Origin of the sequence: Tenacibaculum tangerinum, assembly GCF_029853675.1 — a bacterium.
Lineage (GTDB): Bacteria > Bacteroidota > Bacteroidia > Flavobacteriales > Flavobacteriaceae > Polaribacter > Polaribacter tangerinum_A.
In genome coordinates, this window is the sequence record NZ_CP122539.1 from 2,143,001 (window position 1) to 2,155,331 (window position 12,331).

Below are 12,331 nucleotides of genomic sequence, written 5' to 3' on the forward strand. Positions count from 1 at the left end.
TCGCTATTGTTAGCACTAAAATCTCTTTATAAATTGTGCATGAAACATCGATGAATACAGTTTTGTTTTATCTATTTCTGATATTCATATTAAAAAAAATACGCCTTAAAAAATTAAACACCAACAAGTTAATTATTTTAATTATATTTATTGAAGTTATTTTTAATCCCTAAAAACTTCAACCTATTATGAAAACTAACTTATTGTTTGTACTAAGTATTAGTATCTTTGTTTCTTTAGCCAGCTGTTCTTCTGACGACGACGCTACTCCAACAGACCCTGTTGACCCTGACCCTACTCCTGTTACCAAAACGACTTACGACAAAGACGTTAAAACGGCAATCAACAACAGTTGTGCTACTAGTAATTGCCACGATGCTACTGCTCCCACTGGTGGACTTCCATTAACCAATTACACACAGGTTAAAAATGCGGCTCAAAATGGTAATTTAATAACTCGTATAAATAGCAATACCAACCCCATGCCTCCAACAGGTAAGGATCAATCAATCATTAACCTTATTAACAACTGGAAAAATGACGGGTATCTCGAAAATTAAAAGTTTTCATCCTATGAGAGTTTTTGTACTATTTCTATTCGTTACTCAAGCTATTTTTAGCCAACAATATTTTACCAGAACGGGTACTACAGAATTTAAGGCATCGGTTGATACTTTTGAACCTGTTGAAGCAAAAAACAATAGTACTACTGTTGTTTTAGACACTAATGATGGTGCAATAGCCTCGTTATTGTTAGTTAAAGGGTTTCGGTTTAGAGTAGCTTTAATGCAAGAGCATTTTAATGAAAACTACATGGATTCAAATGAATATCCTAAAGCTACTTTTAAAGGGAAAATTCATGATTTTAATGTAACAGAACTTTCTAGTACTAAGGAATATAAAATTAGCGGAACGCTTACAATTAAAGGGAAATCAAAACTCATAAGCACGAAAGCTACCCTACAAAAATCTGGAAATATGATAATTTTAAAATCTAGTTTTTCTGTTACCCCACAAGATTTTAATATTAAAATTCCCAGTATCGTACGAAAAAAAATAGCGGAACGTATACACATAAGTATTCACTATGAGCTTTCTCAAAAAAAATAAAAAAGCAGTATTTTACAGTTTCGTTTTGCTCTTGTTAGGGTTTTACCTAATTTTTAAGTACGTGGTTTATAAGCCACATGAAACTATTGATGAAGTAACATCAGCATACGTTGGTAGTGCTCCTGATTTTTTAATTACTTTAAAAAACGATGGTACAACGCTTTGGTTAAACAAAACGGTTACTCTAAAAGGAAAAGTCACTTCTAAAGATGACTTTGGTATAGTACTTAACAATGCCATATACTGCCAATTAAAAAAACAATCTGACAATCAGACAATAAACATAGAAGAAGCTGTTTCTCTAAAAGGACAGATTATAGGCTATGACGATTTGTTAGAAGAATTAAAACTCACTAATTGTATCATAAAAAATACTCATAATGACTAAACAAAAACTACTAACTCTACTATTTCTTTTTACTATCAGTTATTCATTTTCGCAAGATGATTTACTAGAAGAACTACAAAAAGAAGTAAAGAATGATTTAAGCTATGAATTACCCGCTTTTAAAGCGATGCAGGTCGGAAACTTACAATCGACCAAAATAGCAAGTAAAGGAGATTTTTATTTAATTGTTGCGCATCGATTTGCCCCATTATCTTTAGGAATTGATGAGTTTTTTGGTTTAGATGGAGCCAATACAAAAATTCAATTGGTTTATAGTTTTTGGGACGGAATTCAATTTGGTTTAAGTAGAGATTCATTTGAAAAAACCTATTCAGGTACCACAAAAATCAGCATTAAAAAACAAAGCAATAACTTTCCTTTAAACATTGTTGGTTACGGAGCATTAGATATTGAATCTGCTTCAAGAACAGCTGTTTTTCCTTCTTTAGAGTTTAATGATCGTGTAAGTGTTACTGCACAGATTTTAGCCTCGAGAAGAATTAATAAAAACCTCTCACTACTTATTGCGCCTACTTTTGTACGTCAAAATAACCTTCAGCAGTTTAAACAAACAGGCGATGATAACCTTAACCAATTTATACTTGGGTTTGGCAGTAGGTTAAAAATAAGTAAACGAATAAGTATTAATGCAGATTATGCTCTAAACTTTAGCAGACATAGTAATTCCATATATAAAGATCCTTTTACGCTGGGCTTAGACATTGAAACTGGAGGACATGTATTTCAACTAGTTTTTACAAATGCTTCTGGTAGTAACGATTCAGGTTTTTTAACTAGAACCGAAGGAGCATGGTTTAATGATGTTTCTTTTGGTTTTAATATCGTTAGAGTTTTTTAACTCTACCCAAACATTCAATCTCATATACAAGGTTCTTTTATCTCTAAAAGAACCTCTTTTTTTCTATTGAAAATAAAACTAACTTTGCACCGAGTTTAAGAATTATGGTAAAGATAGATAACATAGAACTTCCTGATTTTCCGCTATTGTTAGCACCTATGGAAGATGTAAGTGACCCACCGTTTAGAGCTTTATGTAAAGAAAATGGTGCTGATGTGGTGTATACTGAATTTATTTCTTCGGAAGGATTGATTCGCGACGCAGCAAAGAGCGTAATGAAGCTAGATATATACGAAAAAGAACGCCCTGTGGGTATTCAAATTTTTGGCGCGAATCTAGACTCTATGTTACGCTCGGTTGAAATTGTTGAAAAAACAAATCCAGATATTATTGATATTAATTTTGGCTGCCCTGTAAAAAAAGTAGTTTCAAAAGGGGCAGGTGCAGGAATTTTAAAAGATATCGATCTAATGGTAAAACTTACCGAAGCGATGGTAAAACACACCAACTTACCTATTACCGTAAAAACGCGGCTGGGCTGGGACCATGATTCTATTCGTATCGTAGAGGTTGCCGAACGTTTGCAAGATGTAGGTTGTAAAGCTATTTCTATTCACGGCCGTACACGTGCTCAGATGTACAAAGGAAATGCCGATTGGGCTCCAATTGCTGAAGTAAAAAACAACCCGAGAATGCATATTCCTGTGTTTGGAAATGGCGATGTTGATTCTCCTGAAAAAGCCATGGAAATGCGTGATACATACGGATTAGATGGCTGTATGATTGGTCGTGCTTCTATTGGATACCCTTGGTTTTTTAATGAAGTGAAGCATTATTTTAACACTGGTAAGCATTTATCGAAACCAACAATTTCTGAAAGGGTTGAGATGGCTCGTCGCCATTTAGAAATGGCTATCGACTGGAAAGGAGAACATTTAGGTGTTGTAGAAACAAGAAGACACTACACTAATTATTTTAAGGGTATTCCTCATTTTAAAGAACACCGAATGAAAATGGTTACTTCTGATGACCCTAAAGATGTTTTTGCTGCTTTTGACGAGGTACAAGCCAAATTTGGAAATGCAACTATTCCTGAAGTAGGATAACTAAAGCCTTATCGTTCAATAAAACTTTTAGAAATTCTACTACTTGCAATTTTAGAAGCTATATATCCTAAAATTGAAATTGTTAAAAGTACTATCCATAAATTCATCCACCTAAACTCTACTGGATACGCTAAATTTTGCGTAATCATCAACAGTTCAAAACGTTGTTGCACCAGTACAAGTACTATTCCTAAAACCAATCCTATACACATTCCTACTATGGTGAGTAAAAATCCTTGCAGTACAAATATCTTTTTGATATCTTGAATACTACTTCCTAAATTGAAAAGAGTTTTTAAGTTTTGACGCTTATCAATAATCATCATGATGATGGACCCGATGACATTAAACAACGCAATAGCAACAATGAGCGTAAAAATTAAGTAAGAAATAAAGTTTTCGGTATTTATAACTTTATAATACATGGCATTTAGCTGTGCTCTTGTTTGCACCTTTAACTCATCTCCTAAAATGTTCTGTAAATCCTCCTGAAACTCATCAATGTTTGCATCATTTTTTAAACGAAGTTCAACTCCTGTAATTTGGTTCTTCTCATACCCTAGTAATTCTTGGGCAAGGTAAATCTCGGTAAATACATATTTATTTTGAAATTCTTCTGAGCCTGTATATACGCCAACTATTTGTGTAGAGACTGACCGAAAAGCATTGCTCGCATTGATAAAACCTTTTCCTGGCTTCGGTACTAAAATTTGAAGCGCTTCTCCAAAATTAAAAATACCTAATGATAGTTTGTAAGACAAACCGTACCCAACTACTGCGGTATTCTGATAGGTTTCATCAATCCAAGTTCCTACAGTTAGCAGGGAATCTGTAGAGATAATTTTAGCATAATTAGCATCGACTCCTTTAATTTGTGCGATGTGTTCTTTGTTTTTATACTTTAAAAAAACACGCTCTTCTACTACTTTTGAAGCAGCTTCTATCGTTTTATTTTGTTGTAAAACACTGGCTATTTTTTGTGAATATTGAAAGGTTTTTCCTTTGCTTGCCGTAATCTTTATATCGGGATCTGATGCATTTAACAATGTATCACTAAACGTTTGCAATCCTGAAAAGCCCGATAAAACAACGAATAGTGCCATGGTACCCACGACAACACCAAAAACAGCAATTGCTGTAATAATGTTAATGGCATTGGTGCTTGTTTTTGAAAACAGGTATCGTTTTGCTATGTATAAAGAAAAGTTCAAACATTAATAAGTTTAGCTAGCCAAAGTAACAAAAATTATTAACGCTTTTGACGACGTGGCAGTATATCTGGATTTTTAATCGGGTTGACATCATCTCCTTTTAAAGATTTGTCTATATCTTCAATATAATCTAAACTATCATCTCCAAAGAATAACAACTCTGGCATTCTTCGTAGTTGATTTTTTGTGCGTTTTGCTAATTCATAACGAATTGAAGAGGTGTTCGATATTACTCCTTTAATAATTTCATCTCTTTTTTCAGAAGGAAAAACACTTAAATATACTTTCGCCACTCCTAAATCGGCTGTAACCGTAACTTTAGAAACCGATATAATTACCCCTTTCATTCCGTCTTGAGCAGCACGCTGTAATACGTCTACCAAATCTTGTTGCAATACTCCTGCAATTTTTCGCTGTCTGTTTGTTTCTTCCATGGTGCAAATTTAAGCATAAAATTACGGAGTATAAATTTTATTTTTTATCGCATACATCACCAATCCTACTCTGTTTCTTACATTTAGTTTTGTAAACAAATTATCTCGATAGCCATCAATGGTTTTCGGACTAAGAAACATTTTATCGGCAATTTCTTTATACGTTAACTCAGAACAAGCCAATTTCATAAAGGTAATTTCATTCTCTTTAAACGAATGGTTATTTCTTGCGTTTTTACCTGAAACGGAATCTAGCAGTAGCGTAGTTACATTTCTAGTATGGTAAAATCCGTTATCCATCATTTCTAACAGTGCCTTCTCTAAGATTTCTTTTTTAGTATCTTTTAGTAAATACCCTACAGCACCTGCCTTTAACATTTTTAAAATCGTGCTATCGGCATCTTCAACAGATAGCGCCATGACATGAACGTTAGGGTAATTACTTACAATCCATTCTGTAGTTTCTATACCATTCATCACTGGCATATTTACGTCTACCAACACTACATCTGGCACATTTTTAGGAGAAGCTAAAAACTTCTCTACTACTTCTTTACCATTCTTACAAGTGTAAAGTACTTTAAATTTATCGAAGGTATTCACCATGCCTTCTATCGCTTGTGACAATAAAGTATGGTCGTCTACAACAACAACTGAATATTTCATAATTTAATAAGGTTTGGTTAGTACTAGTTGTTGGGAAAAATACACTAATAGTTACTCTAAATATAATAATTTATAATTAAACTTGTTCCTTTTTGAGGCTCAGACACAAATTTTGCTTCTGCATTAATCAACTTAGCTCTGGCTTTTATATTATGCAATCCCAACCCTTTTAATCGAGCCTTTTCCATATCAAATCCAACTCCATTATCTTGTGCTTTTACTTGTATTAAATTCTCTTTATAGGTTAAAAATACTTCTAACTTCGAGCCTTTTGAATGTTTTATCGTGTTCGAGAAAAACTCTTGAAGAATTCTAAAAATAACGATCCCATGTTTTTGATTAACTTCCTTTTCTTCTCCAGTAATAGTTAATTCGGCATCGATATAGTTTAATCTGTTAAAGCGTTCTATTTCTAAGTTTAATGCCTCTTTTAATTTTATATTATTAATAAAATCGGGGTTAATTATTTTCGATAAGGCCCTCACTTCTGATAGGCTTTTCGCTATAATTTCAGAGACTTCTTCCATGCTTTCTGGCGTAGCATGCTGTAATTGTATTTTAGCCAATGTTAGGAGTTGCCCTATATTATCGTGCAACTCCCAACTAATATTTCGTAATGTTTCTTCTCGTATTTCTATTTGTGTTTCTGCAATCTCACGTTCGTATCTTTTTTTGTTTTCCGCACGCTCTTGTAATAATTTGTTTTTACGACGTTGAAAAACGGTAAATAAAATCACTAAAAAAGCTATAATAATAACAATTATTAACGTGGCGACAATTAGTATTTCTCCTCCTTCTTGCTGCATATTAACCCATAAATAATTATCAAATTCATTAAAATTATTAAAATATTTAAAACAAAAAACAAATCTCTTGTTTGCATAGTATTTAACATTTGAAAGAAAGGAATTGATGGTAAATAAAACAACAAAAAACCTACAGTGATCCAGAATGGTAAAAGCTGCTTGTAATTAAGGATTTTATCAGACAATAAAAATTCTCTCAGATACAGTAGAGATAAAATTGAAATACTGAAATAACTTAATACTATTGTGCTTTTCATTTGTGATCGGTAGTTAAAAAAATAAAGCCATCCCACAAAAAAAATAATAAACAATATATAAGTGGGGGTTGTATTTTTCAATAACACCCTAAACATTAATACTATAACCAGATTTTGAAATAATATAAAAAAGTAAGTTAAATGATAACTATCTAAGTCTGTTTTTAACGTAAGCGAACCAACACTCTCTATTAAAGCTGTTACAACTACTAATACTACAAAGAAATTATAAAATTTTTCGTGTTTATATTTCTTATATAAAATAATGGAACTAATAGCAGTAACGATTTGCAAAAACAATGAAATGTGTTGAAACATATAGAATTATAGTATAATTAAGCTTTGGGTGGTTTAATATGACTTAAATTTCCAACACCACTTAAATCGTCGGTATTTTCTGTAAGTACCATTGCTTTAAACGCTTGTTTTTGTACTTGTTTTTGCAACTCTTCTTTTGAATCATAAGTCCACTCATAACCGTGCTTCTCTAGTATTTCCTGAAGAGTTACTATGTGATTACTAGTAGATTTTAAAATATCAATAGGCACCTCTTTTCCATTTACTATAGCTGTTGGTGTGTATAATAAATTTTCATAATTAACAAATCGGGTATCATGCGCTGTTTCTTCATTATATACTCCTTTAATAAAGCTAATTCCTTTTAATTTAATACCTTTTTCATTTGCCACCTTTTCTGTGTACAGCATGTAATTTTTAAACTCTTCAAAATCAAAAATATTCATTCTTGTATCTTCAAACCCTAAGCTTTCAACTATAAGTTTACGTCTTCTATTATCATACTCTCTAAGCATATTTATTATTTTAGTGTACGTAAGCAGTGTTTTTGGTTGCGTAGGGTCTTCAGGTTTTGGACATACAAATGCAAAAAATCTTTGTAGTAGTTTTTTCATGGTTGGTAAGTTTTATTTCATTGATAACAGCCCAAAAATACCTACATTTTTTTTAAAAAAACAAGCTTTTTTCTTTCTATACCTAGAAATCAGGTGGTTGATGTTATAAATACAGGAAAAACACCTAAGCTTTTCAATGTTTTAACTCTTCTTTTTTCATGGCATATACTCTTGCTTTTTTCTTATAAAAAAAGTTCAACACCTACCACATAATAATATTTTATATAGTAGATGTTTTCTTTTTCTTATCCTATCTGAAACTAAATCTTTAATTTAGTTAATGAGGTGGTGTCAGTTGCCCCAAATTTCCAGACATACTTTCTTCATCCACTTTTTCTCCTCTTTTTAAAAGATTTTGTTTTAAACTTTTAGGAAAATTATTTCTATTCTCATAATCCTCTTTGCTATCATATATCCAATTGTACCCATAACTTCCAAGCATTTCTTTCATTGTTACGATTTTGTTTTCTGTAGAAACTTCAGGTGAAAAGGCTATATTTCTGCCATCAATTTCAGTCGTTGGCATAAACATAACCGTTTGGTAATCTGGTGTACCACGTTCCATTGTTTTAGGATATGATGCTGATACTATATTAATACCTGTTAACTTTATTCCTTTTTCTTCAGATACTTTTTTCATATACTCTAAATATGTTTCTAGAGTTTCAATAGTGTAAAAGTTAATACGAGTATCTTCATACCCCAATGCTTTCTCTAAAACAGGTTTTCGAGTTTCATCATAATGCTCTAACATAGCCACCATTTCTTTATACATAAGTAAATTTTTTGGTTTCGCAGTTTTTACTGTTTTTTCTACCAATACGTCTTCTGTTTTATCTTGGCTACAAGATACTAGGCATAAAATTGCACCTGCCATCAATGGCAAAACATAATTTTTCATTTTTATAAATTTTTAAATTAAACTTTTTTGTGCTACTTGAACTTTGACAAAAACCGGAGTACCTTCGGAAATACAAAAATAACCTACAATTAAAGGCTATAGAAAAGTGACTTTTATTAAATTTTTCATAGCATTTCAAATATAATAATTATTACATAAGATAAAAATTTTATTTCCTAAAATCTACAGGAGAAAAATCTCCTTTAAAGTCTAGGACTATTACAATACTTTTACAGTTGTCCTCCTCGAAACTCTGCTCTAAATTTCATTCAATTTTGCTTCCAGTTATTTCGAAATACTAGGCGATAACCGAAAAGCCTCATACTAAACAGAGTAGGTACACAAAATAAAAAAATATGCCAAATTTAGTTCCAGAATTGAACAGTTTAGATTTCAACGTATATGTTGGAGGACCTTTACAGGCCGCGATACAAGCACAAACAGCAGCTTCAATGGCTACTGTAAACTTTATTAAAGAAGTAGGATTTGAAAAAGACAATGATCCAGCTACTCCAGATGAATTGCGTTATGTAGATTTTAATTACAAAAAATCGGTTCCTAACCCTCATCTTGGAAAAACATCACAGCAATTAAGTGACGAAGGACTACCACCAAGCACAGATGTAAGTAGCAATTTTATTGAAAGTGAAATCGAAATTAAAGTTCCTTTTTTAACAATGCTTACCATTCCATCAATACGTATTGATGAAGTGAATATCGATTTTAATGCACGTTTAACTTCTACTGAAACCAGAAATGTATCTTCTGAGTTTGCAGCTAGTGCAGAGCTGGGTATCAATTACAAAATTGTAAACTTTAAAGCATCTGCCTCATACAAAAGAAACTCATCTCAAGGGGTAAAAATAGAAAAAACATATAATCTGGGCGTAAAAGTTCGCGCTGTAAATGATGAATTACCTGAAGGATTAAGTAGAATCTTAAATATGCTAGAAGACAGTATTGCTGCTGTAGCTTAACACTTATAACGAGGTTGTATCGTACCAAACCATACAACCTCTTTTAAAAACTTTTATTATGGTAAACTTAAATGAATATTTAGGTGGCATTGCCACCAGCATCGCTGAAGCCCGTTTAATGTCTGATTTGAAATCTTTAGAAATTGCCGAAAAATTTGCAAGACATGATCTCTTAAAACATTTTTCTATTCCTCGTTTTAGGGCACAAAACATAGAACTTACAATACCTGTTGCTATTGGAGAGTTACAAGAGACTTATGAAACCGATTACGAGCCTATCGATAATATTGCTTTCAATTCACAAACCTATTCAATTTTAAAAGATGCTTCGAAAATTACTTCTTTTGATAGAAAAACATCTACTACACTTCGTTCAATAATAGCTCAAAGAACAGATGAGCTGGAAAAAAACATAAAAGCAACTGAAGAAATTGACCCTGTATTAGTAAAGTTTTCACAACAATTATCTGAACAATTTATGTCAATTTCGAACGAAAAAGTAAACTATGACTTGTTGGTTAATAAACTTAACTCAGAATTAAGACCTTCTATTAAAAGTAGACAAATCACACAAAAAAACACAAAAGTTATTGTAGAAGCCCACAAACTTAATGAGATTAAGCCTGAAAATATTATTCAAATTAAAATGACATTGAATGAAGAAGGCATGGAATGGTATACTTCAGAAAATGAAAACGGCGTAAAAGAAACCAAACTATTACCAGAATAGTCATGAGAAAATCAATTACAAAAATAACCAGTCAACTAAAAACTCAATTGAATGAAATACATGAATTGGTAAATCAAATTGAGAAAAAGAATACGCAAAGCACTAAAAACATTCGTAATTGGTTGTTAACCACAGAAGAGGTTTTAAAATCACTTAACTTACCTGAATCTTCAAAGTTTGCTGTAAAAAGAGCTACGCTAAGTTCATTTATACCTAGTAGTAGAAATAAGAAAAAAGAAGTTTTACAATTAGCTGCATCTACATTAACAGAGGCTCAACACGATTTATGGGAAATATACACTCCATACGCCACTGCTTTAGAAAACTCAACAAAATTAATTGAACAACTTTTAGTAGTTATTTATCAAACCAAACAGTTTAAATACGATGCGAATCAAGATTTTACAAAATTTTTAGAACAAATTTGGAGTTTTTGTTGTAATCATGAACAACTCAAAGGAATTAGTATACAAATACTCTCTATGGTAAACCAATCAGATGTATTTATAATTATGGGCGAAAAAATAGCTATTGAAAGTTTATAAACAGTGTCTCATTATTCATTACTTTTACCTTATGAATAAAATTGAACACATCGGTATCGCCGTTAAAGATTTAGAAAAATCGAATGCATTATTTGCTGCGCTTTTTGGAAAATCACATTATAAAATTGAAGAAGTTGCTAGCGAGGGCGTAAAAACTTCGTTTTTTAAATCGGGTCCTAATAAAATTGAATTATTAGAAGCGACAAAACCCGACAGCCCCATAGCAAAGTTTATAGAAAAAAAGGGAGAAGGTATTCATCATATTGCTTTCGCTGTTAACGACATCAAAGAAGAAGTAATGCGTCTGAAAAATGAAGGTTTTATAGTTTTAAACGAAACTCCTAAAAAAGGTGCCGACAATAAACTGGTCGTTTTTTTACATCCTAAATCTACGAATGGAGTTTTGATTGAGTTATGCCAAGATATTTCAGTGAATAGTGAATAGTGAATAGTGAATAGTGAATAGTGAATAGTGAATAGTGAATAGTGAATAGTGAATAATAATTGATTTTAGTATCTTGCAGCACCTAAAAATTAATATTGAACGATGACCACCTCTTTTGATTCTTTTCAAAAACGCCGTTTACAATCTTCGTATGTATCAGTAGTGGTTAGCATTGCGCTCGTACTTTTTATGATTGGTATTTTAGGATTGGTGTTATTAAAGTCGACCAAAGTTGCAAATCATTTTAAGGAAAAAATAGTAATGACGCTTTTCTTAAAAGATGAAGTTGCTGAAAAAAATATCGAATCGCTTAAAGAATCTATTCAAAAAGAAGTGTTTGTAAACAAAGTAGTTTACATTTCTAAAGAAGATGCTGCTGAAGAATATAAAAAAGACTTAGGGGAGGATTTTTTACAATTTTTAGGAGACAATCCTTTAAAAAACGGCATAGATATTTACCTAAAAGCCGATTATGTAACTCCTGAAAAAATGGAAAAACTTGAAAAAAAATTTACAAAAAACGCATTCATAGCAGAAGTTAATTACGACAAACCTTTAGTAAAATTACTTACCCAAAACATTCAACGTATTAGTTTTTGGTTATTGGTACTGAGTGGTTTTTTTGGGTTAGTAGCCATTATTTTAATTAACAGTTCTATCCGATTGTCTATTTACTCAAAACGATTCAACATAAAAACCATGCAAATGGTAGGTGCTACTAAAAGTTTTATTCGTAAACCTTTTATTTGGCAAAGCATCAAACTAGGATTGCTGGGAGCCTTTATTGCAATAATTGGGTTGTTTATTTTGGTGTATTATGTAGATAGATATATTCCAACCTTAGAACTACTTACCGATTATGCGGCATTAGGGTATGTTGCTGGAGGGGTTATACTCGTTGCTTTCTTTATTACATGGATTAGCACTTTCTTTGCAACACAACGATTCTTAAACTTACAAACCAACGATTTGTATTACTAAACTT

At 31.9% G+C, this 12,331-nt stretch carries 16 protein-coding genes; 10 read left to right on the forward strand and 6 right to left on the reverse strand.

Annotation, left to right across the window (positions count from 1 at the left end; genetic code table 11):
* Positions 1–188 precede the first annotated feature (188 nt).
* The 5 genes from P8625_RS09365 to dusB all read left to right on the forward strand — a co-directional run bounded on the left by P8625_RS09365 (position 189) and on the right by dusB (position 3,463).
* On the forward strand, positions 189–560 hold the full coding sequence (locus tag P8625_RS09365) for a hypothetical protein (protein ID WP_279650206.1): 372 nt from the start codon (positions 189–191) through the stop codon (positions 558–560).
* A 13-nt stretch (positions 561–573) separates the two neighbouring features.
* A complete protein-coding gene (locus P8625_RS09370; RefSeq protein WP_279650207.1) occupies positions 574–1,110 on the forward strand; it encodes a YceI family protein in 537 nt (178 codons plus the stop codon).
* 61 nt (positions 1,111–1,171) lie between these two features.
* The gene (locus P8625_RS09375; RefSeq protein ID WP_279650208.1) at positions 1,172–1,498 is read left to right on the forward strand and encodes a hypothetical protein; all 327 of its coding nucleotides are present in this window, start codon (positions 1,172–1,174) and stop codon (positions 1,496–1,498) included.
* A complete protein-coding gene (locus tag P8625_RS09380; protein WP_279650209.1) occupies positions 1,491–2,357 on the forward strand; it encodes a DUF5777 family beta-barrel protein in 867 nt (288 codons plus the stop codon). Before P8625_RS09375 ends, P8625_RS09380 begins: the two co-directional genes overlap by 8 nt.
* 104 nt (positions 2,358–2,461) lie before the next feature.
* Positions 2,462–3,463, forward strand: a complete 1,002-nt coding sequence (gene dusB, locus P8625_RS09385) for a tRNA dihydrouridine synthase DusB (RefSeq protein WP_279650210.1) — start codon at positions 2,462–2,464, stop codon at positions 3,461–3,463.
* An 8-nt stretch (positions 3,464–3,471) separates the two neighbouring features.
* Here dusB and P8625_RS09390 read toward each other — a convergent pair whose 3' ends face one another.
* From P8625_RS09390 to P8625_RS09415, 6 genes are all read right to left on the reverse strand, one after another.
* Positions 3,472–4,674: an ABC transporter permease gene (locus tag P8625_RS09390; RefSeq protein ID WP_279650211.1), complete on the reverse strand. Its 1,203-nt coding sequence runs from the start codon at positions 4,672–4,674 to the stop codon at positions 3,472–3,474.
* Positions 4,675–4,712: 38 nt separating this feature from the next.
* On the reverse strand, positions 4,713–5,108 hold the full coding sequence (gene rbfA, locus P8625_RS09395; RefSeq protein WP_279650212.1) for a 30S ribosome-binding factor RbfA: 396 nt from the start codon (positions 5,106–5,108) through the stop codon (positions 4,713–4,715).
* A 21-nt stretch (positions 5,109–5,129) separates the two neighbouring features.
* Positions 5,130–5,774: a response regulator transcription factor gene (locus tag P8625_RS09400; RefSeq protein WP_407704734.1), complete on the reverse strand. Its 645-nt coding sequence runs from the start codon at positions 5,772–5,774 to the stop codon at positions 5,130–5,132.
* A 56-nt stretch (positions 5,775–5,830) separates the two neighbouring features.
* A complete protein-coding gene (locus P8625_RS09405; RefSeq protein WP_279650213.1) occupies positions 5,831–6,580 on the reverse strand; it encodes a sensor histidine kinase in 750 nt (249 codons plus the stop codon).
* Positions 6,581–7,172: 592 nt separating this feature from the next.
* A complete protein-coding gene (locus tag P8625_RS09410) occupies positions 7,173–7,748 on the reverse strand; it encodes a hypothetical protein (protein ID WP_279650214.1) in 576 nt (191 codons plus the stop codon).
* Between the two features lie 277 nt (positions 7,749–8,025).
* Entirely contained in the window at positions 8,026–8,649 is a 624-nt protein-coding gene (locus P8625_RS09415) for a hypothetical protein (protein ID WP_279650215.1), read from the reverse strand.
* A 356-nt stretch (positions 8,650–9,005) separates the two neighbouring features.
* Between P8625_RS09415 and P8625_RS09420 the strand changes: the two genes are divergently transcribed.
* From P8625_RS09420 to P8625_RS09440, 5 genes are all read left to right on the forward strand, one after another.
* Entirely contained in the window at positions 9,006–9,626 is a 621-nt protein-coding gene (locus P8625_RS09420; protein ID WP_279650216.1) for a DUF2589 domain-containing protein, read from the forward strand.
* A 58-nt stretch (positions 9,627–9,684) separates the two neighbouring features.
* Complete coding sequence (locus tag P8625_RS09425) at positions 9,685–10,356, forward strand: hypothetical protein (RefSeq protein WP_279650217.1); 672 nt, start codon at positions 9,685–9,687, stop codon at positions 10,354–10,356.
* A gap of 2 nt (positions 10,357–10,358) precedes the next feature.
* Entirely contained in the window at positions 10,359–10,901 is a 543-nt protein-coding gene (locus P8625_RS09430) for a hypothetical protein (RefSeq protein ID WP_279650218.1), read from the forward strand.
* 31 nt (positions 10,902–10,932) lie between these two features.
* A complete protein-coding gene (mce, locus tag P8625_RS09435) occupies positions 10,933–11,346 on the forward strand; it encodes a methylmalonyl-CoA epimerase (RefSeq protein WP_279650219.1) in 414 nt (137 codons plus the stop codon).
* Positions 11,347–11,448: 102 nt separating this feature from the next.
* Positions 11,449–12,327 carry a cell division protein FtsX gene (locus P8625_RS09440; RefSeq protein WP_279650220.1) on the forward strand — a complete coding sequence of 293 codons (879 nt, stop codon included), beginning with the start codon at positions 11,449–11,451 and terminating at the stop codon, positions 12,325–12,327.
* The last annotated feature ends 4 nt before the right edge of the window (positions 12,328–12,331 follow it).